This is a genomic window from Peribacillus sp. NPDC094092 (assembly GCF_050279365.1).
In the GTDB taxonomy this organism is placed as follows: Bacteria; Bacillota; Bacilli; order Bacillales; family DSM-1321; genus Peribacillus.
On record NZ_JBNNUC010000002.1, the window covers coordinates 664,241 to 688,722 of the forward strand.

At 42.7% G+C, this 24,482-nt stretch carries 19 protein-coding genes; 18 read left to right on the top strand and 1 reads right to left on the bottom strand.

The window, feature by feature from the left end; all coding sequences use genetic code 11:
• Positions 1 to 102: 102 nt before the first annotated feature.
• The 9 genes from ACQKNS_RS12215 to aceA all read left to right on the top strand — a co-directional run bounded on the left by ACQKNS_RS12215 (position 103) and on the right by aceA (position 10,775).
• The gene (locus ACQKNS_RS12215) at positions 103 to 1,344 is read left to right on the top strand and encodes an NAD(P)-dependent malic enzyme (protein WP_427643192.1); all 1,242 of its coding nucleotides are present in this window, start codon (positions 103 to 105) and stop codon (positions 1,342 to 1,344) included.
• 5 nt (positions 1,345 to 1,349) lie between these two features.
• On the top strand, positions 1,350 to 1,979 hold the full coding sequence (locus ACQKNS_RS12220; RefSeq protein WP_427643194.1) for a FadR/GntR family transcriptional regulator: 630 nt from the start codon (positions 1,350 to 1,352) through the stop codon (positions 1,977 to 1,979).
• A 90-nt stretch (positions 1,980 to 2,069) separates the two neighbouring features.
• A complete protein-coding gene (gene accD / locus ACQKNS_RS12225; RefSeq protein ID WP_427643196.1) occupies positions 2,070 to 2,933 on the top strand; it encodes an acetyl-CoA carboxylase, carboxyltransferase subunit beta in 864 nt (287 codons plus the stop codon).
• The gene (gene accA / locus ACQKNS_RS12230) at positions 2,930 to 3,928 is read left to right on the top strand and encodes an acetyl-CoA carboxylase carboxyl transferase subunit alpha (protein WP_098369978.1); all 999 of its coding nucleotides are present in this window, start codon (positions 2,930 to 2,932) and stop codon (positions 3,926 to 3,928) included. The genes accD and accA overlap by 4 nt, the downstream gene beginning before the upstream one ends.
• A gap of 278 nt (positions 3,929 to 4,206) precedes the next feature.
• On the top strand, positions 4,207 to 5,166 hold the full coding sequence (gene pfkA, locus ACQKNS_RS12235; protein WP_427643198.1) for a 6-phosphofructokinase: 960 nt from the start codon (positions 4,207 to 4,209) through the stop codon (positions 5,164 to 5,166).
• Positions 5,167 to 5,269: 103 nt separating this feature from the next.
• Positions 5,270 to 7,030 (top strand): pyruvate kinase, encoded by a 1,761-nt coding sequence (gene pyk / locus ACQKNS_RS12240; protein WP_427643200.1) that lies wholly within the window; start codon positions 5,270 to 5,272, stop codon positions 7,028 to 7,030.
• An 81-nt stretch (positions 7,031 to 7,111) separates the two neighbouring features.
• Positions 7,112 to 7,504 (top strand): FxsA family protein, encoded by a 393-nt coding sequence (locus ACQKNS_RS12245; protein ID WP_427643202.1) that lies wholly within the window; start codon positions 7,112 to 7,114, stop codon positions 7,502 to 7,504.
• A 344-nt stretch (positions 7,505 to 7,848) separates the two neighbouring features.
• Positions 7,849 to 9,441: a malate synthase A gene (gene aceB / locus ACQKNS_RS12250; RefSeq protein ID WP_427643203.1), complete on the top strand. Its 1,593-nt coding sequence runs from the start codon at positions 7,849 to 7,851 to the stop codon at positions 9,439 to 9,441.
• Positions 9,442 to 9,482: 41 nt separating this feature from the next.
• Complete coding sequence (aceA, locus tag ACQKNS_RS12255; protein ID WP_427644194.1) at positions 9,483 to 10,775, top strand: isocitrate lyase; 1,293 nt, start codon at positions 9,483 to 9,485, stop codon at positions 10,773 to 10,775.
• Positions 10,776 to 10,856: 81 nt separating this feature from the next.
• Here aceA and ytvI read toward each other — a convergent pair whose 3' ends face one another.
• Entirely contained in the window at positions 10,857 to 11,981 is a 1,125-nt protein-coding gene (gene ytvI / locus ACQKNS_RS12260) for a sporulation integral membrane protein YtvI (RefSeq protein ID WP_427643205.1), read from the bottom strand.
• 193 nt (positions 11,982 to 12,174) lie between these two features.
• On the opposite strand from ytvI, the gene ACQKNS_RS12265 reads away from it, so the two are divergent.
• The 9 genes from ACQKNS_RS12265 (at position 12,175) to polA (ending at position 24,463) form a co-directional block, all read left to right on the top strand.
• Positions 12,175 to 12,636: a DUF441 domain-containing protein gene (locus ACQKNS_RS12265; protein ID WP_387705198.1), complete on the top strand. Its 462-nt coding sequence runs from the start codon at positions 12,175 to 12,177 to the stop codon at positions 12,634 to 12,636.
• 538 nt (positions 12,637 to 13,174) lie between these two features.
• Positions 13,175 to 14,290: a citrate synthase gene (gene citZ / locus ACQKNS_RS12270; RefSeq protein WP_076364762.1), complete on the top strand. Its 1,116-nt coding sequence runs from the start codon at positions 13,175 to 13,177 to the stop codon at positions 14,288 to 14,290.
• Positions 14,291 to 14,386: 96 nt separating this feature from the next.
• Positions 14,387 to 15,703, top strand: a complete 1,317-nt coding sequence (gene icd / locus ACQKNS_RS12275) for an NADP-dependent isocitrate dehydrogenase (RefSeq protein ID WP_427643207.1) — start codon at positions 14,387 to 14,389, stop codon at positions 15,701 to 15,703.
• 122 nt (positions 15,704 to 15,825) lie between these two features.
• A complete protein-coding gene (gene mdh, locus ACQKNS_RS12280) occupies positions 15,826 to 16,761 on the top strand; it encodes a malate dehydrogenase (RefSeq protein WP_427643209.1) in 936 nt (311 codons plus the stop codon).
• 239 nt (positions 16,762 to 17,000) lie between these two features.
• The gene (locus ACQKNS_RS12285; RefSeq protein ID WP_427643211.1) at positions 17,001 to 17,720 is read left to right on the top strand and encodes a response regulator transcription factor; all 720 of its coding nucleotides are present in this window, start codon (positions 17,001 to 17,003) and stop codon (positions 17,718 to 17,720) included.
• Complete coding sequence (gene pnpS / locus ACQKNS_RS12290) at positions 17,717 to 19,495, top strand: two-component system histidine kinase PnpS (protein ID WP_427643213.1); 1,779 nt, start codon at positions 17,717 to 17,719, stop codon at positions 19,493 to 19,495. Before ACQKNS_RS12285 ends, pnpS begins: the two co-directional genes overlap by 4 nt.
• A gap of 252 nt (positions 19,496 to 19,747) precedes the next feature.
• Positions 19,748 to 20,782: an FtsH protease activity modulator HflK gene (gene hflK / locus ACQKNS_RS12295; protein WP_427644196.1), complete on the top strand. Its 1,035-nt coding sequence runs from the start codon at positions 19,748 to 19,750 to the stop codon at positions 20,780 to 20,782.
• A complete protein-coding gene (gene hflC, locus ACQKNS_RS12300) occupies positions 20,779 to 21,711 on the top strand; it encodes a protease modulator HflC (protein ID WP_427643215.1) in 933 nt (310 codons plus the stop codon). The genes hflK and hflC overlap by 4 nt, the downstream gene beginning before the upstream one ends.
• Before the next feature lie 127 nt (positions 21,712 to 21,838).
• Entirely contained in the window at positions 21,839 to 24,463 is a 2,625-nt protein-coding gene (polA, locus tag ACQKNS_RS12305) for a DNA polymerase I (RefSeq protein ID WP_427643217.1), read from the top strand.
• Positions 24,464 to 24,482 lie beyond the last annotated feature (19 nt).

The following is a 24,482-nucleotide window of genomic DNA, read 5'->3' on the forward strand; positions in this document are numbered from 1 at the left end:
TATGTTATATTGAAAACAGGCCGCTGTGGTCTGACCACTAGATTTCAGCATAATTTCAGCATATAAGATATGGGTTACCCAATTTGGTTTAGGAGTGAAAACATGACATTAAGAGAAGAAGCATTACATATGCACCGCTTGAATCAAGGAAAATTAGAAACAGTTTCGAAAGTACCGGTAAGGAACGCAGTAGATTTAAGCCTGGCTTATTCTCCTGGTGTCGCAGAACCGTGTAAAGATATTTACGATAAGCCGGATACCGTTTATGACTATACAATGAAGGGGAATACTGTTGCTGTTATTTCCGATGGAACGGCTGTATTGGGACTTGGAAACATCGGTCCGGAAGCTGCCATGCCGGTTATGGAAGGTAAAGCCGTTCTATTTAAAAGTTTCGCTGGAGTGGACGCTTTCCCAATCTGTTTAAAAACTACGGATGTGGACAAAATTGTAGAGACCGTTAAATTACTCGAACCGACTTTCGGTGGAGTGAACTTAGAGGACATAGCCGCACCAAACTGTTTTGAAATTGAAGAAAGACTCAAGAAAGAAATGAATATTCCTGTTTTTCATGATGATCAGCACGGTACAGCCATTGTTACTGTTGCCGGTCTTGTGAACGCGTTACGACTAGTGAATAAATCAATGTCAGAAATTAAAGTGGTAGCGAATGGAGCAGGCGCTGCGGGCATTGCCATCATTAAATTGCTTTATAGCTATGGAGTTCGTGACATCATCATGTGTGATACGAAAGGTGCCATTTATGAGGGCCGTTCGACAGGCATGAATGATACAAAAGAACAAGTGGCGAAAGTGACCAATCGAAATAGGGTTTCAGGACCTTTGGAAACGGTCATTGAAAACGCTGATGTATTTATAGGCGTCTCTGCTGCAGGTGCATTGACAAAAGAAATGGTTTCTTCGATGAACCGGGATGCGATCATTTTCGCGATGGCTAATCCAGATCCGGAAATCATGCCGGAAGATGCAAAAGCGGCAGGTGCCAAAGTTGTTGGAACAGGCCGTTCGGATTTCCCGAATCAGGTCAATAACGTCCTTGCTTTCCCTGGGATTTTCCGTGGTGCCCTAGATGTACGTGCGACTCATATCAATGAAAAAATGAAGGTTGCTGCAGTTCAAGCCATTGCCGGTTTAATACAGGAACATGAGTTAAACGAAGACTACGTCATCCCTGCTCCATTTGATGAAAGGGTAGCACCTGCCGTTGCGGCTGCTGTAGCCAAGGCAGCGATGGAAACGGGAGTTGCCAGAATTACTGTCGATCCAGAGGAAATTAAAGAAAAAACAAGGAAATTAGCGATCATTGGAAAAAGTGAGGAATAATTAATTTGGCAGGCCGTACTTCTTCATCCAAAATTTATCTCGATGTCGTTGAGAGCTTACGTACCATGATTGAAGCGGACAGCCTCCTGCCGGGAGATAAAATCCCATCAGAACGGGAATTATCGGATCGTTTTAATGTTGGCCGTTCCTCTGTCCGTGAAGCATTGCGTGCCTTAGAACTATTAGGGTTAATAGAAACAAGGCGTGGTGAAGGGACGTTTATCAGGGATTTCCAGGAGCATAAGCTAGTCGAGCTTCTGGGAACCTTTTTTTTGCAAGATAAAAAAGTACAAGAAGATTTGTCAGAGACGAAAAGGCTGATTGAAATTGACTGTTTGCGCATCGTCGCCTTTTTCGCTACGGCCGAGGATATCAAAAGATTAATGGCCTGGGTCAAAGCGGATGAGTTTCATGATGATGATTTCTTCTTAAGGATTGCCATTTTGAATCGCAATCGATTGCTGGAAAGAATTTGGCGCATTGTCAACAGCTATGCCAGAACATCAGAGATGGTACAGGGTAATGTGAAAAAAGAAGATTATCTGGCACTTCTTACATATTTGCTCGAACGTGATGAAGAAAAAGCCATCGAAACTTATCTTATTAGAATTAGAAATATGTCGAAGGACGAGTGACACCTTTTTACACGATACTAATTTTATTTCTGATATAGTTTGTACCAAGTATCATAAAATAGATAATTGGTGGTAAAGGGAGGATTAAGCTTGCTTAAAGAGCTATTTGCGAAATCTAAGAAGAAATATGCAACGGTTCCTTTAGATCGGGAGAAACAAGACGTACCGGAAGGAATCATGACAAAGTGCACCGGCTGTAAAAAAATCATGTATACAAAAGAATTGGTGAAAAACAAGAAAGTCTGTCTGCATTGCGGGTACCATCATCCGATGTCTTCCCATGAGCGCATCGAATTTTTATTCGACGAAGGCACTTTCAATGAATTTGATAAAGAAATGATATCGGTTAACCCGCTTGAATTTCCGGATTACTTAGATAAATTGGAAAAAGATAGAAAGAAAGCGAAGATTAATGAGGCGGTTGTCACAGGAGTGGGTAGCATTAATGGGTACCAAGTTTCAACGGCCATCATGGATTCGAATTTCCGGATGGGAAGCATGGGATCCGTTGTTGGGGAAAAAATTACCCGTGCCATTGAACGTGCTGGTGAATTGAAGATTCCGTTCATCATATTTACGGCATCAGGCGGCGCTCGGATGCAGGAGGGTGTTTTAAGCTTGATGCAGATGGCGAAGACGAGTGCGGCACTCAAGATATTCAGCAATGAAGGCGGACTGATCATATCAATGATGACCCATCCTACCACAGGCGGGGTTTCGGCAAGTTTCGCGTCACTTGGAGATATTAATCTAGCCGAGCCTGGAGCCCTTATTGGTTTTGCAGGACGAAGAATCATTGAACAGACGATCCATGAAGAGCTTCCTGAAGATTTCCAAACGGCTGAATTCTTGATGAAGCACGGCCAATTGGATGCGGTCGTCAAACGAACGGAAATGAAGGAAACCTTGACGACGATCCTTAAAATCCATGCCCCGGGCGGTGAATGGTTATGATTTACGAATTAGAGTTTGAACGTCCCATTACGGACCTTAGAAATAAAATTAAAGAGCTAAAGGCCATTTCGAAAGACGCTGATGTAGACCTAACAGCTGAAATCGAAACATTGGAAAAGCGTCTAGAGAAGCTGGAAGTGGATATCTATAACCACCTTAAACCGTGGGATCGTGTCCAGATTGCCAGGCATCCAGCCCGTCCGACGACGCTTGATTACATTCCCCTATTATTCAATGACTTCATCGAGTTTCATGGAGATCGTTATTATGGGGATGATGAAGCGATTGTTGCTGGAATCGCAGAATTTGATGGACTAGCCGTGACTGTCATCGGTCATCAGCGAGGTAAGGATACGAAGGAAAACATCCGTCGTAACTTTGGCATGCCACATCCTGAAGGCTATCGAAAAGCTTTGCGTCTGATGAAACAGGCGGAGAAATTCAACCGTCCGATTATTTGTTTCATTGATACGAAGGGAGCTTTCCCTGGTAAAGCTGCTGAAGAGCGCGGGCAAAGTGAAGCCATTGCGAAAAACCTTTTCGAAATGGCGGGGCTGAAAGTGCCGGTCATCAGTATTGTCATCGGTGAAGGAGGAAGCGGAGGTGCATTGGCACTTGGCGTCGGAGACCGAATTTTCATGCTTGAGAACTCAACATATTCGGTAATCTCCCCTGAAGGGGCTGCAGCGTTGCTGTGGAAGGATGCCTCCCAGGCTAAGAGGGCTGCGGAATCGATGAAAATCACGGCCCCGGATTTAAACCGCTTAGGAGTCATCGATGAGATCATTCCTGAAGTGAGGGGCGGCGCCCATCGGGATTCAAATTTACAGGCGGAAGCCATCAAGGATATCCTGAAACGTTCATTCAATGAACTTCTGCCATTGAATAGTGATGATCTCATCAACCAGCGTTATATGAAATTCAAGAAAATTGGTGAGTATGAATTTGCAAAACAACCTGAGGGCGAACCTAAGGAAGTTGAACAGCATTCATAAACACATTTACAAAAGGGAAAACGTGCTGCCTGGGGCAACACGTTTTTTCATCCTTTCATGGGCATATATGCATTCATTACAGAAACGTGTAAAGAATATGGTTTGTGTGTAGAATGTAAACTTTTGCGCCATTTTACTTCAATTTCTGATTAGAATCGGTTAGGCTTATAACATCAAGTGAGCATAAGTGAAACAGTTACTGCTTATTGAAGCTTGAAAAAGGGTACAATGATATAACGAGGCTAAAAATTGATTAGTGCTGTAGAGAGGTGACATTTATGAAAAGAATAGGTGTATTGACAAGCGGAGGAGATTCTCCAGGCATGAATGCGGCAGTCCGAGCGGTTGTCCGGAAAGCAATTTTTCATGAAATTGAGGTCTTCGGAATTTATCATGGTTATCAGGGATTGATAAATGGAACTATAAAGAAGCTTGAACTTGGGTCGGTCGGGGATATCATTCATCGAGGCGGCACGATGTTACATACGGCTCGCTGTCCGGAATTTAAGACGGAGGAAGGCCAGCTGAAAGCAATTGAACAATTGAATAAACTTGGTATCGAGGGCATTGTCATCATTGGTGGCGATGGTTCATACCGCGGTGCGAAAGCTTTAACGGAAAGGGGCTTCCCGTGTATCGGTGTTCCTGGAACGATTGATAATGATATACCGGGTACGGACTTCACGATTGGTTTCGATACGGCCCTTAATACGGTAATCGATGCTATCGATAAAATTCGGGATACGGCCACTTCTCATGAAAGGACTTATGTGGTTGAAGTGATGGGAAGAGATGCCGGCGATATTGCGCTTTGGGCTGGATTGGCTGGCGGAGCTGAAACGATTCTTTGTCCTGAATATGAATATGATATAGAAGAACTGATTGGGAAGCTGAACCGCGGACATGACCGTGGAAAAAAGCACAGTATCATCATCGTAGCTGAAGGTGTTGGAAGTGCCGTTGATATCTCCAGGAAAATTGAGGAAAAAGCAGGATTTGAAACCCGTGTAACGGTTCTGGGCCATGTTCAGCGCGGGGGATCTCCTTCTGCAAATGACCGTGTATTGGCAAGCCGGCTTGGAGCAAAAGCAGTTGAATTGCTTCTTGAAGGAAAAGGAGGCAGGGCTGTAGGGATAGAACAAAATCAACTCGTTGATTATGATATCATCGAAGCTCTTGCTAAACCGCATACAATTGATAAGAAAATGTATGAATTATCTTCTGAGCTATCCATTTAATATAATTGATCGATAGGAATGTTTGTTTAAAGAGACATAAAACACTGCGCCCCTTTCTTCAAAAGATGGACAGGCGGCAGTTTTCCTTAAAGGAGGATGACATATGCGTAAAACCAAGATTGTTTGTACGATTGGCCCCGCAAGTGAAAGTATAGAAAAGCTGGTTCAATTAATAGAGGCGGGGATGAATGTAGCACGGCTAAACTTTTCTCATGGAAATCATGAAGAACATGCCGCTAGAATAAGCAATATCAGAGAAGCGAGCGAAAAAGCGGGTAAACAGGTTGCCATCCTGTTGGATACAAAAGGACCTGAAATACGGACAAATAATATGGAGAATGATTCCATAGAGCTTTTAGCCGGCAATGAAATCATTATTGCCATGAATGAAGTCCTGGGAACGCCCGAAAAATTCTCGATTACCTATGAAGGGCTTTTGAATGATGTCCATCCGGGTTCTAAAATCCTTTTGGATGATGGATTGATTGGGCTTGAAGTGTTGAAAATAGATAAGGTAAGAAAAGAAATCCATACCAAGATCTTGAATAGTGGCACACTTAAGAACAAAAAAGGCGTGAATGTTCCTGGAGTTTCAGTTAACTTGCCTGGCATAACGGAGAAAGATGAACAGGATATCCTTTTTGGAATCGAACAGGGTATCGACTTCATTGCTGCCTCATTTGTACGCAGGGCTTCCGATGTGCTTGAAGTAAGTGAATTATTGCAGCAAAATGGAGCGGAACATATTCAAATCATCCCTAAAATCGAAAATCAAGAGGGCGTGGACCGTCTTGATGAAATCTTGGAAGTTTCAGATGGCTTGATGGTAGCGCGTGGAGACTTGGGAGTGGAAATTCCCGCAGAAGAAGTGCCGTTAGTACAAAAACAAATGATCAAAAAATGCAATAATGCTGGGAAACCAGTCATAACAGCTACACAAATGCTCGATTCGATGCAGCGTAATCCAAGGCCGACCCGTGCCGAAGCAAGTGACGTGGCCAATGCCATATTTGATGGAACGGATGCCATCATGCTTTCTGGCGAAACAGCTGCTGGGGCCTATCCTGTCGAAGCGGTGCAAACGATGCATAATATTGCTTCACGAGCTGAAACAGCCCTTGATTATCGGGATATATTATCAGTCAGAAGCAAAGTGAACCGCCATAATGTCACGGATGCTATTGGTCAATCCGTTGCCCACACAGCGCTTAATCTTAATGCCGGGGCTATCATCACCCCTACAGAAAGCGGTCATACGGCACGGATGATTTCCAAATACCGCCCTAAAGCACCAATCATTGCTGTTACATCCAATGATCATGTTTCAAGGCGGCTTGCATTGGCTTGGGGAGTATATCCTCAGATTGGTCCAAAAGCGACGACAACAGATGAAATGCTTCAAACCGCAATAGATGAAAGCTTGCATTCCGGCTTGGTTTCCCATGGGGATTTAGTCGTCATTACAGCCGGTGTGCCTGTAGGTGAAACAGGTACGACTAACTTGATGAAAATTCATGTGTTAGGAGAGGTTCTTTTGAAGGCTCAAGGAATCGGCAGGAAATCAGCGAAAGGTGAAGTGGTTATAGCTAAGAATGCCAAGGAAGCTTTGGAAAAAGTGACGGAAGGCTCTGTATTGGTTACGATCGGTTCGGACCGTGAAATGATGCCGGCGATTGAAAAATGTGCGGCATTGATTACGGAAGAAGGCGGTTTGACAAGCCATGCAGCAGTTGTAGGGGTTACATTGGGCATACCGGTCATCGTTGGGGCGGAGGACGCAACCAAGGTTTTCAAGGATGGTCAAAGAATAACGGTCGATGCAGGTCGCGGAGTCATTTACGATGGACATGCCAACGTTTTGTAAAACGAAATTTTGGCTGATTCCGTGCCGATGAGGTAAGATGAATGTACCGCACCAGAAATGGGCTGTGCAGGAGGAATGTAGATGAAATATTTTTTAATGTTTATCATTGCGATGCCGGTCGTTGAAATTATTGTCCTATTGCTGTCAGGCAACCTGATTGGTTTTTGGCCAACGGTGTTCTTGATTGTAGCCACTGGCTTGATTGGAGCCTATTTGGCTAAACGGCAAGGGATGGAAACGTGGAAAAAAGCACAGGAACAGATTCGTTACGGAATGATGCCAGGAAATGAAATCATTGATGGAATCTGTATCTTTCTCGGAGCTGCACTGTTGCTGTCCCCTGGACTCATCTCGGACATCATGGGATTGATCCTTGTGTTTCCGCCAACCCGGAATCTCCTCAAACCGATTGTTATCCGGTTTATCATGAACAGGATGAATAAAGGAAAAGTTACCATCATTCAGCATAAATAACATAAGGCTGTCTAAAGGCTCTGGCTTTTAGGCAGCTTTTTTTTGTCTGGAAAAAGGTCAACAAAAGCAACCCAGCTTGTTATTTCGATGTTCATCAAATTTTGCCTGTTTCACTATTAAATGATGAATTTCATGGGAATGAAAAAGTGTATCATAACAGGATTTTTAAAGAATAACCCTTTGGAAACATTGGTAAATCAGGCTTTTTCATGCTGAAAAATCTTTTTTTAGATTTTTTTGAAAAAACTGGTGACAAATTTATACAACGTGTTATATAATACAATCAAGAAATAAAACAACTGTATTATAACATAGAAGAGTTGGAAAGGAAGTGGAGAGGCAACATGATTACGGAAGCAAAAGGCTTACAAATTAAAGGCAACATTAAGCCAGGATATGAACAAATACTTACAACGGAAGCTCTTCAATTCATCGAAAGAATTGAACGGCATTTCAGTGGAAGAAGGGCAGAACTTCTTGAACGGCGGAAAAGCGTACAGGAAGAACTGAATCAAGGCAAGCTCCCTGATTTCCTTGAAGAAACGAAGCATATTCGCGAAAGTGATTGGACGATTGCGCCCCTCCCGAATGATTTGCAGGACCGCAGGGTTGAAATCACTGGACCTGTTGATCGCAAAATGATCATTAATGCCATGAACTCAGGTGCCAATGTTTTCATGGCGGACTTTGAAGATGCCAATTCACCCACTTGGGAGAATTGCATTGATGGCCAATTGAATCTTCGGGATGCAATCCGCGGAACCATTTCATTTAAAAATCCAAATGGCAAAGTGTATGAATTAAACGAAAGAACAGCTGTCCTGAAGGTAAGGCCGCGCGGCTGGCATTTGGAGGAAAAACATGTCCTTTTGGATGGACAGCCTATATCAGCCAGCATTTTTGATTTTGGACTGTACTTTTACCACAACGCAAAAGCATTGGTCGAAAAACAAAGCGGGCCATACTTTTACTTACCAAAAATGGAAAGCCATCTCGAAGCAAGATTATGGAATGACATATTCGTATATGCACAGAACGATTTGAGAATTTCGCAAGGAACCATCAAGGCAACGGTCTTGATAGAAACGATTCTTGCTGCATTCGAAATGGACGAAATTCTGTACGAGCTGAAAGAACATTCGGCAGGCCTGAACTGTGGCCGCTGGGATTATATCTTTAGTTTCCTGAAGAAATTCCGTCACTCGGATGATGTCATCTTCCCAGACCGGCAGCAGGTCACGATGACCGTCCCGAACATGAGGGCGTATTCCTTACTGGCAATCAAAACATGTCATACTCGTAATGCTCCTGCAATCGGCGGGATGGCGGCGCAGATTCCAGTTAAAAATGACCCGGTCAAGAACGATGAGGCTTTTGCGAAAGTAAAGGCAGATAAAGAACGCGAAGCAAGAGACGGTCATGATGGAACATGGGTTGCCCATCCAGGTATGGTAAGCACGGCAAAAGAGGTTTTTGACCTGCTCGTCCCAAAACCGAATCAAATTTTCCGAAAACGTGAAGATGTCCATGTAACAGCCCAAGAGTTGCTCGCTGTACCGGAGGGGACGATCACAGAGGCAGGATTAAGGACGAATATTAACGTAGGCATCCAATATATCGCATCCTGGTTAAGCGGCAGAGGTGCGGCACCCATCAATAACTTAATGGAAGATGCTGCAACCGCTGAGATTTCAAGGGCTCAAGTCTGGCAATGGATCCGTCATCCAAAAGGAATTCTCGAAGATGGCAGGAAAGTAACCGAGGCGTTATTCCATCAAATCAAAGAAGAAGAATTGGCGGTCATTAAATCGGAAGTAGGGGAAGAAACTTTCAAATCAGGAATGTTTGAAGAATCTACTAAACTATTTGAACAATTGATTGAAGCGGATGACTTTGCAGATTTCTTAACGAATGCAGCATACGATAAATTATCTTAATATTCAAAATATAAATGATGAATTAGGAGGAAATAATAATGATGATGAATGAGAGAGCGCAAAAATTACAACAAAGCTGGGAAAATGACACACGGTGGACTGGTATTAAACGTCCTTATACAGCCGAAGAAGTTATTAAACTAAGAGGTTCCATCGATATCGAACAAACATTGGCACGCCGTGGTTCTGAAAAACTATGGAATCTATTGAATACAGAGGATTTCATCAATGCATTAGGAGCATTGACCGGTAACCAAGCCATGCAGCAGGTGAAAGCTGGGTTAAAAGCAATCTACTTAAGTGGCTGGCAAGTGGCGGCAGATGCTAACATCGCAGGGCAAATGTACCCCGATCAAAGTTTATATCCAGCCAACTCCGTGCCGCAAGTAGTTAAACGCATTAATCAGACACTGCAGCGTGCAGACCAAATCAGCTTTGCTGAAGGAAAAGATGATATCGATTGGTTCGCTCCAATCGTGGCGGATGCTGAAGCAGGCTTTGGCGGTTCCCTTAACGTCTTCGAATTAATGAAAGGCATGATCGAAGCTGGAGCGGCAGGCGTTCATTTTGAAGACCAGCTTTCTTCCGAGAAAAAATGTGGTCACCTTGGCGGTAAAGTCCTTCTTCCAACCCAAACGGCAGTACGTAATTTAGTTTCCGCCCGATTGGCAGCCGACGTAATGGGGACACCGACTATCTTGATTGCCCGTACGGATGCTGATGCTGCAGATTTGATCACGGATGATATCGATCCGGTCGATGCACCATTCATCACTGGTGAAAGGACTCCAGAAGGATTCTACCGCACGAATGCAGGTCTTGACCAAGCAATTGCAAGAGGTCTTGCTTATGCGCCGTATGCCGACCTTATCTGGTGTGAGACTTCTGAACCTAATCTAGCCGATGCTCGCCGCTTTGCCGAAGCGATCCATGCAGAGTTCCCGGGCAAACTGCTTGCTTACAATTGTTCCCCATCATTTAACTGGAAAGCGAAATTAAGTGATGAAGAGATTGCAAATTATCAGGTGGAATTGGGTAAATTGGGTTATAAATTCCAATTCGTGACGCTTGCAGGCTTCCACTCATTGAATCATAGCATGTTCAACCTTGCTCTTGGTTATAAAGACCGCGGCATGGCTGCATACTCAGAACTTCAACAAGCGGAGTTCGCTAGTGAGCCGGACGGCTATACAGCAACACGTCATCAGCGTGAAGTGGGAACCGGTTACTTCGATGAAGTGGCACAAGTCGTTTCTGGTGGAACATCATCCACAACAGCGCTTGCAGGTTCTACTGAAACAGAACAATTTGAAACGTCAAAAATAATTTTTTAGCTTAAAACAAAAGATCCGCCTTTTACCCGAGGCGGATTTTTAAATGGAATTAGGTGAATGCTAATGGATGTCTGGAATATCTTAAGTCGTTTTCTTCGTATCCCCGATGATGAAAGTCCATATGGCCTTGAAGACATGGGCACGTTGAAGTGTATTGAATATGACAAGTACGACAGGTCCAGCAATCAGACCTAGGAAACCGATCAATTTGAAGCCGATGAACAAGGCGATGAGAGTGGCAAGCGGATCCAGGCCAATACTGGAAGAAAGTACTTTTGGCTCTATTAACTGACGCTGGACAACGACAATTATGTAAAGGACGGACAAACCGATTGCAAGACTCGTATTCCCGGCGATGAATTCAAAGATGATCCAAGGTATGAAAATCGTACCTGTCCCTAAATAGGGGATGATATCGACCAGTCCGCATATAAGGGCAATGGTAATTGAATAATTCACCCCCAAAATGAGTAACCCGATTAAAATCGTGACAGTCGTCAATGAAACAAGTGTGAATTGAGCACGGATAAATCCGAACAAAGCCCGTTTTAAGTCCCTGAATAAACGCTTGGCACCCGCAAAAATCTTATCAGGCAACACTTTTCCGGTCATGCGGCTAAAGGTATCCCAATCTTTGCTGATGAAAAAAGTGCCCAGCAGGGTAAAAAGGAGTGCTGTTGCTGTAGTTGGAAACCATCCGATGATTGTGGGGATGTTCTTCAAGAAGGCTTGAATGAAGCCGCTTACTCCGGTAGTGATGGATTCACCGATATTTTGGATATTCTTGAGGACTGTGTCCTGCTGTTCGGTATCCAAATTATTGAACATGGCAGCTATTTGGTTATATAAAGGGATGACGGTGGTCGCGATGTATGTTTCTATATAATCCACGATGGTTTCAATATGTTTCGGGATGACTCCGGCAAGGTAATTGGTCCCTGAAATGATCTCGGTGACCAGTAATGTGATAAGACCCGCAAATAAAAGGAAAATCAGTAAAAGGGAAACGAATACAGCCAGCCCCCGCGGCAGCCTTCCTTTCTTTTCGAAAAAAGTGACAAGGGGATTCATCAAGAAAGCGATTATCATGGCAATGATGAATGGATATGTATATTTAGATAAATAAAATAAGGCAATTCCGCCTAAAATTATCCCTCCGATGACCAGTAAAGAGCGAATGAAACGATATAGATAGACCGGATTCAAATCATATCCTCCTTCAATCATAAAGTTTGTATTATAATTGTAACGATGATGGAAAAGAAAGGAAAGATTCTTTCATCCTTCGGCTTAACTTTTTTTCGCCGATGCATCGTTCCATAAATCAATTTTCTCCCAAGAAACATGGGAGTTTGTTATGTTAAAATAACAAAAACAGAAGGAAGAAGGTGAAGGGAGAATGATTAACGGTCCTGTCGTATTTTTAATTCTGCTTGCTGCAATCGGTTGGTTTGGGAAAAACACCTCACTGATCATGGCTGCGGGTTTTCTTTTAAGCATGAAACTGATTGGTCTTGACGCGAAAGTGTTTCCATACCTGGAAGCGAAAGGGATCAACCTCGGCGTTACGATCATCACGATTTCAGTACTCATACCGATAGCAAACGGGGCGATAGGTTTCAAGGAACTCGGAGAAGCAATTAAATCTCCTTATGCCTGGATTGCGCTTGCATCTGGAATAGCGGTCGCGCTCATAGCGAAAAATGGGATTACGCTCCTATCACATGATCCGCACATTACCACGGCTCTTGTTTTTGGGACGATTCTTGCAGTCGCATTATTCAAAGGTGTGGCTGTCGGTCCGTTAATCGGGGCGGGAATTGCTTATTTATGCATGCAGATCTTTAATTTTTTTAAATGAAGCGAGGGACAAAAGGTTGAAAAGCCCGTCAGAACAGGGGAGATAAATTTTCTATTTTATGTTTCGTTTATTCTGCTTGGAGACAAATTTTCAAAAAAAACGTTTTGGGTCGCATAAAAAAAGCAAGAGAATATGTAGCTAATTTTTCTAATAAAATAATAATTTTTTCACATTTTAAGGTCTTTTCATTCCCAAAAAAGTGTTTATTGTTTATAATAATGTTGTAACTGCTCTGATTTATTAAAATTGGGATTCAGAATATCATTGATATTTTTGAGGAATCTTAAAAAAAAGATGTAGTTATTGAGCAAGCGCTCACTAGGAATAGCTACAAGCATTATTTTTAGAATTCGTTTAAAAGATTATCGTACATTTTACTATTGTTGGGGTCATATTCTGTGAACGCTTCCAATACAAGATGTATGTCTTCTGCTAAAAAATAGATGGTTGTTTACAATAGCTAATTTCTTGGAAGCGCTATATTTATACGCTAATAGCAAGGGCATAGGGGAATATTTAGGAAAAGGAGAGATTTAGTATGACAGCAACAAAAGGTCTTGAAGGTGTGGTAGCAACAACTTCATCAGTAAGCTCCATTATCGATGACACATTAACGTATGTAGGTTATGACATCGATGATTTAGCTTCTAACGCAACATTCGAGGAAGTAATCTATCTTTTATGGCACGGAGCTCTTCCGAACAAAAGCCAATTAGAAGAATTAACTAAACAGCTTGCTGAAAATGCTGAAATTCCAGCTGAAGTGGTTAATCACTTCAAAACATACCCAATCGATAAAGTACATCCAATGGGAGCTCTTCGCACTGCAGTATCTCTTCTGGGTCTTTATGATGAAGAAGCAGATGTAATGAGTGAAGATGCTAACTATCGTAAAGCAATCCGCATCCAAGCAAAAATCCCTACATTGGTAACAACTTTCGCTCGCATCCGTCAAGGGAAAGAAGCTGTTGCTCCGCGTACAGATTTAAGCTTTGCTGCTAACTTCTTATATATGTTAAGCGGTAACGAACCAACGGCAATCGAAGAAGAAGCATTCAACAAAGCATTGGTTCTTCATGCTGACCATGAATTAAACGCTTCTACATTCACTGCACGCGTTTGTGTGGCTACATTATCTGATATCTATTCTGGCGTAACTTCTGCCATCGGCGCTTTGAAAGGCCCTCTTCACGGCGGAGCTAACGAACAAGTCATGAAAATGCTTACAGATATTGGTTCAGTTGAAAACGTTGAGCCATATATCAATGAAAAATTAGCCAATAAAGAAAAAATCATGGGCTTTGGCCACCGTGTATACCGTAAAGGTGATCCTCGTGCTAAACACCTTAAAGAAATGTCACAAAAACTGACTGAACTTACTGGACAACCTCAATATTATGATATGTCCATCAAAATTCATGAAATCGTAACCGGTCAAAAAAATCTTCCGCCGAACGTGGATTTCTATTCTGCTTCCGTATACCACAGTTTAGGTATCGAGCATGACCTATTTACACCAATCTTTGCTGTAAGCCGTGCTTCAGGCTGGATCGCTCATATCCTTGAGCAATATTCAAACAACCGCCTTATCCGTCCGCGTGCAGAGTATGTTGGACCAGGTATGCAAAAATACGTACCGATTGAAAAACGCTAATTAAAAGTTTTTTCGAAAAATCATTTTTTATTTCATCGAATTTGTAGTAAATTAATAGATGTGAGTAAAAAAGGTTAGTGGTTCTGCTTCATTAAAATGGCAGGCCATCTAACCTTTGAATTTGAATCGGAGGTAAGAGACATGACACAAAGCCAAAAAATCACAGTTACTAACGGTGCTCTTAACGTACCAAACAATCCAATCGTTCCTTATATTGAGGGAGACGGAATCGGTCCTGATATCTGGGCTGCAGCATCCCGCGTTTTAGACGCAGCAGTTGAAAAAGCTTACAATGGCGAAAAGAAAATCGAATGGAAAGAAGTTTTAGCTGGACAAAAAGCATTTGACCAAACGGGCGAATGGCTTCCACAAGAAACTCTTGATGTCATTAACGAATATCTAATCGCTATTAAAGGACCTCTTACAACTCCAATCGGTGGCGGTATCCGCTCATTGAACGTTGCATTGCGCCAAGTATTGGACTTATTCGTATGTCTTCGCCCAGTACGTTACTTTGAAGGTGTACCTTCACCGGTTAAACGTCCAGAAGACACTGACATGGTCATCTTCCGTGAAAACACTGAAGACATCTATGCTGGTATCGAATATGCAAAAGGTTCTGACGAAGCTAAAAAATTAATCGAATTCCTTCAAAATGAATTCGGTGTTCAAAAAATTCGTTTCCCTGAAACTTCAGGTATCGGAATTAAACCGATTTCCGAAGAAGGAACGAAACGTCTTGTTCGCTCTGCGCTTAACTATGCGATCAAAGAAGGCCGTAAATCATTAACGCTTGTTCATAAAGGTAACATCATGAAATTCACTGAAGGTGCATTCAAAACTTGGGGTTATGAAGTTGCAGAACAAGAATTCGCCGATAAAGTGTTCACTTGGAACCAATATGACAAAATCAAAGAAGCTGAAGGCACTGAAGCTGCTAACAAAGCACAATCTGCTGCTGAAGCTGAAGGCAAAATCATCGTTAAGGATTCCATTGCTGATATCTTCTTACAACAAATCCTGACTCGTCCTAAAGAGTTTGATGTTGTTGCAACAATGAACTTGAATGGAGATTACATTTCTGATGCATTAGCTGCACAAGTTGGCGGAATCGGTATCGCTCCAGGAGCAAACATCAACTACGAAACTGGACATGCCATCTTCGAAGCAACTCACGGAACGGCTCCTAAATATGCTGGTCAAGATAAAGTTAACCCATCTTCAGTTCTTCTTTCAGGCGTTCTATTACTTGAGCACCTTGGCTGGAACGAAGCTGCAGACAGCATCACTAAATCAGTTGAAAAAACAATCGCTTCTAAAGTTGTTACATACGACTTTGCCCGCCTAATGGAAGGTGCAACGGAAGTTAAATGTTCTGAGTTCGCAGACGAGCTTATCAAAAACCTTAAATAATTCATTATTTGCTTTCTGGAAAAGTGCCTGAACGGGCTGCTTTTCCAGGAAGCTTATCTATATTTTCATGAGGATGTTAAAAGTATTCCAAAAGTATTGATATATTTGAAGGAGGAAATAACATGTCTAAACGTAAAAAAATCACAGTTGTAGGTGCTGGATTCACTGGTGCTACAGCAGCATTCCTAGCCGCTCAAAAAGAACTTGGCGATATCGTTTTAGTTGATATCCCGCAAGCTGAAAACCCTACAAAAGGTAAAGCCCTTGATATGGCGGAAGCAGGACCTGTCCTAGGTTTCGATGCTAACATCATCGGTACATCCGACTATTCAGAAACAGCTGATTCCGACGTGGTGATCATCACTGCAGGAATTGCCCGTAAACCCGGCATGAGCCGTGACGACTTAGTTCAAACTAACCAGAAGGTTATGAAATCAGTTACTAAGGAAGTCGTAAAATATTCCCCTAACACAACCATCATCGTTTTGACTAACCCAGTAGATGCAATGACTTACACTGTTTATAAAGAATCAGGTTTCCCTAAAGAACGCGTTATCGGACAATCAGGTGTCCTTGATACAGCCCGTTTCCGCACTTTCGTAGCTCAAGAATTAAACTTATCGGTTAAAGATGTAACTGGTTTCGTACTTGGCGGACACGGAGATGATATGGTTCCTCTGGTACGTTACTCTTATGCTGGCGGAATTCCTTTGGAAACATTGATTCCTCAAGATCGTTTGGAAGCAATCGTGGCTCGTACCCGCACTGGCGGGGGAGAAATCGTCAACCTTCTTGGAAACGGAAGCGCTTATTATGCACCAGCTGCATCACTAGTGGAAATGGCTGAAGCGATCCTTAAAGACCAACGTCGCGTTCTTCCGTCCATCGCTTATCTTGAAGGTGAATACGGATTTGAAGGTATCTACCTTGGAGTGCCGACTGTACTTGGTGCAAACGGTATCGAACAAATCATCGAACTTGAATTGACCGAAGACGAAAAAGCGGCACTTTCAAAATCAGTCGATTCAGTTAAAGCAGTCATGCAAGTCCTTCAATAAGTTATGATCAGACTGTTCGGATATGGGAAGAAAAGGCCATGGTCTTTTTCCGATTCCGGGCAGTTTTTTTTATCTGATTCAAAGGTCCTGGAACTTATATTCTCCCTGCTGAAGATAAGGAATAACTTTCTTTCCGTTTTTTTTATGTGTAAATTTCATATAATATTCTTTATAATGGAATTGGATGAGTAGACTAAAGAAATTGGTCTTTTGGGTAATACATAATTCAGGAGGATCTAATGTCAAAGAAAATTCTCGTAGTGGATGATGAACAATCAATAGTTACCTTACTTCAGTACAATTTAGAACAAGCAGGGTATTCGGTGATCACAGCTTTGGATGGAGAACAAGGGCTGGAGGCTGCCGTGGATATACGCCCCGATTTAGTGGTATTGGATTTGATGCTGCCTAAGATGGACGGGCTTGAAGTATGTAAGCAGCTTCGCCAGCAAAAAATCAATATACCGATTTTGATGCTGACAGCTAAGGACGATGAATTTGACAAAGTGCTGGGACTTGAACTAGGGGCGGATGATTACTTGACAAAGCCATTCAGTCCTAGGGAGGTAGTGGCCCGGATTAAAGCCATTTTAAGAAGATCCCAGTTACAAGCGAACGGCAGTGAATCAAGTCAGGATCAGGAAGATGGCCTCCTGAAACTAGGGGAATTGAAAGTGTTCCCGGAACGATACGAAGCATTCTTTGATGAACAGCAATTAGAGTTGACTCCAAAGGAATTTGAATTACTTTTATACTTGGCAAAGAATAAAGGAAGAGTGCTGACCAGGGATCAACTGCTCAGTGCGGTATGGAATTATGATTTCGCGGGAGACTCGCGAATCGTCGATGTCCATATTAGCCATCTTCGTGAAAAAATAGAAAAAGATACAAAGAAACCTCTATATATTAAAACGATAAGGGGCTTGGGGTATAAGCTTGAGGAGCCTAAAAAAGAATGACGACCTATCGTAAAAAGCTCTTATATACCCTCATCACATTGGTGATGGTCGTCCTGATGGCCGTGGGCTTTTTATTAGGGCACTTGTTCAAAAGTTATTATATTAAAACGTTCAATGACCGTATACAGAACGAAACATTTTTCATTTCTACATATATTCAGGAGCATGGCGGGATCGAGTCCTTTTTGGAAAAAGGGAAGACGGCAAAATTGACACCCCTTTTAGATTCGAATTTAACCATTCTCTCCACGGATGGGGAAATATTATACGATTCGACATCATCCAATGAAATATTTAAAGGCCATGCCAATGTCCTTCGTAAAATAACTTTGGAAAAAGGGCTTAAGCAAGGGGAAGGCTTTGAAGTGGTCGAAGGCGAATCGGACCTCCATTATTATTGGAAGACGGTTGAAAAGGATGGAGAGATTGAAGGCTTTGTCGTCCATAGCAATGAAATAGAGGCCATCCATCAAGTGAATAAACAAATGTGGCAAATATTGATCATTTGTTTAGGGGTTGCCTTGATCATCATTCTCATGCTTGCGAGCAAAATCACTTCCTATTATACGCGTCCGATCGAGGAGGCGACGATGGCGGCCATTGAACTGGCAAAAGGGAATTATGGAACCCGGACATTCGGGCGGCATTCCGATGAAACGGGAATGCTGACAACTTCCTTGAACATATTGGCGAGGAATCTTCAGGAAACAGAGATAGCGAGGGAAATGAATCAGGATCGTTTGGAGACGCTTGTTGAAAACATCGGCAGTGGTGTCTTGCTGATAGACAGTAAAGGATATACCACATTAATCAACCGTGAATTCAAGAAAAGCTTCCGTGTGAACGCTGCTACGTTTTTGTTTCAGGAGTATTATTCGGTCATTAAAGATCAGGAAGTCATAGCCATCATCGAAGAAATCTTTCGAACGGAAAAAACGATTAAACGACAGGTGAAGATACCGCTTGCCATTGAACGTAAACATTTTGAGATTTACGGGGCTCCCATTATCGGGAATCATGATGAATGGAAGGGGATCCTCCTCATTTTCCATGATATCACCGAATTGAAAAGGCTCGAGCAGATGCGGAAGGATTTCGTGGCTAATGTGTCCCATGAGTTGAGAACACCGATCACTTCTATTAAAGGCTTTTCTGAAACATTGTTGGATGGCGCCTTAAAAGACGAAAAGACCTTAAAGCACTTTTTATCGATTATCCTGAAAGAAAGCGATCGGCTGCAAGAACTCATTCAGGAGCTTCTGAATTTATCCAAAATGGAGCAACAGGAATTCGTTTTAAAAGCAGGGGTCGTGGATATTACGAAAGTGCTTGGCGAAATACAAGAGATGCTAATAGGCAAGCTGAAAGAAAAAGAAGTATCCCTTGAAATTAAAACATCACCGGAACCAATATTCATTGAAGGGGAATCTGACAGGATCAAACAGGTTTTCATCAATTTGATTACGAACGCATTGACCTATACACCCAATGGCGGCAGGGTCACCGTTGATATCATTGAAAATGAACAGACGGTCGATATTGCAGTTCAAGACAACGGGATCGGCATCGAAGAAAAAGAACTGCCGAGGATCTTTGAACGGTTTTACCGGATCGATAAGGCGAGGAGCCGCGATTCAGGAGGAACGGGCATTGGGCTGGCAATCGTCAAGCATATAATAGAAGTCCATAAAGGTAAAATCAATGTGGAAAGCACACCTGGAACCGGGACGACTTTCACAGTCACGTTAAATAAAAGCTTAAAAGGAAAAATGTAGGGGGTTTCTTATTTACATGCTCTTTACAATTCCTTAAAACGGACTTCATAATGCAGGGGTACAATGGTTGTACAACCCCTCATCCAAGGAGTTAAACATTGACAGAGACATAGTCTCTGTCTTTTAATTTTGGCTATATTTCCCGGGAACGATTCCTCTATCCTATTTTTCTGGGAAAATATTTGATTTTTGTGAAACTTTAGGCCCTTCCTTGCGTAAATAAGATATAACTGCAAAGAAGGGGTGATACATATCGTTAGCTTAAAAAGGATATATACGATCACAGGACTTGTCTTTCTTATTTTCATTTTAGGTGTAGTAGCGATATCGACCTGGTACACGGTTGATGAATCCGATCAAGCTGTCATAATGACGTTTGGTAAAGTGGAGCAGACGATAACGGAACCGGGACTTCACTTTAAACTGCCTTGGCCCGTTCAATCGATCGAGAAATTATCCAAAGAAACATTCAGTCTTAAATTTGGATATAAGGAAGAGGATGGAGAGGTGACGGATTACCCGAGTGAGACCAAAATGATTACGGGTGATGAAAACATTGTGCTGGCAGATTTAGTGGTCCAGTGGAAAATCACTGATCCTCCAAAATATTTATACAATGCGGATGATCCAGAAAAAATATTATACGATACGACTTCAGCTGCATTACGGAGCATTATCGGCAGCACGAAAATCGATGATGCCCTTACATCCGGTAAAGCGCAAATCGAAGCGGATGTACGTGATTTATTATCACAGCTAATGGAGAAATATGATGTCGGGATTTCCATATCTGCTGTTAAACTTCAGGACGTGGAGTTACCGAATGAAGAAGTGCGTAAAGCATTTACCAATGTAACGGATGCCCGGGAAACGGCAAATACGAAAATCAACGAAGCTGATAAATATGAAAATAAGCGTATGAATGAGGCGGAAGGGGAAAAAGATGCCCTCATTTCACAGGCTAATGGGGATAAAGCTGCCCGTACGGAAGCTGCCCGCGGTGATGTAGCGGTTTTTGAAAAATTACTCAGTGAGTATAAGGGCAATAAGGGGATTACGAAGGACCGCCTTATCATTGAAACCCTTGAGGAAGTAATGCCGAATGCAGAGATTTATATTATGAATGATGATGGAAACACAATGAAGTACTTGCCGCTTCGCTCGCTTGAAAAGGAGGAAACGAAAAAAACTCCTGCCCCTGATGAAGCCGCAATACCTGAAGAAGAAACGAATAAAGGGAATGCACCTGAAGAAAAAGCGTCAGGGGAAGGGGGCACTAAACAATGAGCGGAAAAATAATAGATTTCTCTGAATTGAAAAAAGGGGATTTTCATTGGCGGGGCTATGTGAGAATCGGCATTTTCCTGATTATTTTCATCGCGTTGCTGCTAATCATCCTCACCAATGTCTATATCGTCAAAGAGGGCGAATACAAAGTCGTCCGCCAATTCGGTGAGGTGGTAAGGATCGATAAGACCCCTGGATTGAAGGCGAAGGTGCCATTCATACAGAGTATCATGACCTTGCCGAAGTATCAGATGACTTCCGATGTTTCCGAGGCGGAAATCAATACGAAAGATAAAAAGCGGATGCTGATCGATAACTATGCAGTTTGGAGAATAGAAGATCCGAAGAAATTGATTACAAATGCAAGGACACTTGAGAATGCCGAAACGAAAATGGAAGAGTTCATCTATTCGGCAGTTCGTTCAGAGCTTGGTCAGCTGAATTATGATGAGATCATCAATGATGAGAAGTCATCCAGGGGAAGTTTAAACGACCGCATAACCGATAAAGTCAATGATCTGCTGCAAAAGGATAGTTATGGAATCAGCTTGACGGATGTCCGGATAAAGCGGACTGACTTGCCCTCCGAAAACGAAGCATCCGTCTTCAAGAGGATGATTTCCGAGCGGGAATCGAAAGCGCAAGAATACCTATCCAAAGGGGATGCGAAGAAAAACCGTATCATTGCGGATACTGATCGGAAAGTGAAAGAATTGCTCTCTACTGCGGAGGCTGATGCGGAAGTGATCAGGGCTGAAGGAGAAGGGGAAGCAGCGAAAATCTATAATAAGTCGTTTTCCAAAGATCCCGAATTCTATAAACTATACCGGACTCTTGAATCCTACAAAAAAACGATAGGTGATCAAACGGTCATCGTTCTGCCTTCGGATTCGCCTTATGCCAGCTTGTTAATGGGAAATACTAAATAGCATAGATGCCGTCATTTTTCTTTCCGCTTCTACTCATGGTAGAATAGAGAAAGAAAATGAACGGCTTTTTGCGTTTTTATATAGAAGCTATAACTACATAAACCTGTATGACTGGAGGAAGACGGATTTGGATAAAAAGTTAGTACTCATAGATGGAAACAGCATTGCATACCGTGCGTTTTTTGCGCTTCCGCTCTTGAATAATGATAAGGGGGTCCATACGAATTCCGTGTACGGATTCACCATGATGCTCAACCGCATTCTTGAAGAAGAAAAGCCAACGCACATACTTGTGGCTTTCGATGCTGGTAAAACGACATTCAGACATGCATCATTTAAAGAATATAAGGGTGGGCGCCAAAAGACGCCGCCAGAATTATCGGAGCAATTCCCTTTCATTCGCGAGCTGCTTGATTGTTTTCAAATAAAAAGGTATGAACTGGAGAACTACGAAGCCGATGATATTATCGGTACGCTTTCTTTACAAGCGGAAAAAGATGGTTTTGAAGTGAAGGTCATTTCCGGTGATAAGGATTTAACACAATTATCTTCCCCTAGCACGACGGTTTCAATCACGAAAAAGGGGATTACGGAAATTGAGGAATACACTCCAAAGCATATACATGAAAAATACGGTCTATCCCCTTTGCAGATCATTGATTTAAAAGGGTTGATGGGAGATGCTTCCGACAATATTCCCGGTATTCCGGGTGTTGGTGAAAAGACTGCCCTTAAATTATTGCATCAATTCGAAACGGTTGAAAACCTTCTGCAGTCTATAGATGAGGTAAGCGGACAAAAATTGAAAGAGAAAATAGAAGAACATAGGGACCTTGCCCTATTGAGCAAAGAGCTGGCGACGATAACGAGGGAAGCGCCGCTTGAAGTATCCGTAAACGAGACCGAGTACACTGGCATGGATCAGGATCGAGTCATCTCATTCTATAAGGAGCTTGGCTTTTCGACTTTGCTCGATAAATTGGATGTAACGGAAAGTGCACCGCTTGAACAGGAGAAGATAGAGGTGCACACGGCCGAAATGACAGAAGCGATGTTTGCGGATGAAAGTGCCTTATATGTTGAGATTTTAGAAGATAATTATCATCGTGCCGATATATTGGGAATCTCCATCAGTAATGAACAAGGTAATTTTTACTTCAATGGGGATGATGCTCTGAGTTCCGGGGCATTTAAATCCTGGGCAGAGGATGAAACAAAAAAGAAGACGGTTTTCGATGCGAAGCGTACGGTTGTGGCACTGCGTCATCGGGGAGTCGAAATAAAAGGCATCGATTTTGATGTATTTTTGGCATCCTATATCCTGAATCCCGCAGAGTCAGTGGACGAAGTGGCAGAAATCACGAAAACTCAAGGTACGATCCGTCTTGAAACAGATGATGTTTTTTATGGGAAAGGTGCAAAACGCAAAATACCTGAGGAAGCGGAATTGAGGGAGCATATTGCAAGAAAATCGAAGGCGATCCTTTCTCTGAAAGAACCGATGATTGATAAGCTGCAAGAGTTCGAGCAATTTCACCTATTTACGGAACTGGAGCTGCCACTGTCGATCATCCTGGCCAATATGGAATGGCAGGGAATCAAGGTGGATATAGGCCGATTGAAAAACATGGGACAGGAATTAGCCATTCGCTTAAGAAACATCGAAGGCCGGATTTTCGATTTGGCTGGAGAGGCGTTCAATATCAATTCACCTAAACAGCTCGGGGCCATCCTGTTTGAGAAGTTGGAGCTTCCAGTCATGAAGAAAACCAAAACAGGTTATTCGACTTCAGCGGATGTGCTGGAAAAACTGGAGAGCAAGCATGATATCGTTAAGGAGATATTGCTGTATCGCCAGCTTGGTAAGTTGCAATCCACTTATATTGAAGGGTTGCTTAAAGTGGTCAATGGCAAAACGGATAAGGTGCACACCCGATTCAACCAAGCATTGACCCAGACCGGCCGGTTAAGTTCCACAGATCCCAATCTGCAGAATATCCCGATCAGGCTGGAAGAAGGCAGGAAAATCAGGCAGGCCTTCATTCCTTCCGAAAAGGATTGGATCATTTTTGCTGCCGACTACTCCCAGATCGAGTTACGCGTCCTGGCGCATATCGCCAATGACAGCGGATTGGTGGAAGCATTCCGGGCCGGTATGGACATCCATACAAGGACAGCCATGGATGTATTCCACGTACCGGCAGAGCAAGTCACTGCGAACATGAGGCGCCATGCCAAAGCGGTAAACTTCGGGATCGTTTATGGGATAAGTGATTATGGGCTATCGCAAAGTCTTGGCATCACGAGAAAAGAAGCCGGAGAGTTCATCGAGAAGTATTTAAGAAGCTTTCCTGGTGTTCAGGAATATATGGAAGAAAGCATACATGAGGCCCGCCAAAAAGGATATAGCACGACTCTGATGCAAAGAAGGCGCTATATACCTGAGATGACAAGCAGGAATTTCAACATCAGGAGCTTTGCCGAACGGACAGCGATGAACACGCCGATCCAAGGCAGTGCCGCCGATATCATCAAACTAGCCATGATAAACATGAATAAGCGCCTGAAACGGGAAGGGCTTAAAACGAGAATGCTTCTTCAGGTGCATGATGAATTGATTTTTGAAACGCCTCCCGAGGAACTTGAAATCCTTAAAGTGATCGTTCCGGAGGAAATGGAAAATGCCATTGAATTGAACGTGCCCCTTAAAGTGGATTATGCTTTCGGGCCAACATGGTTCGATGCCAAATAATAAAAGATAGGTGATTTGC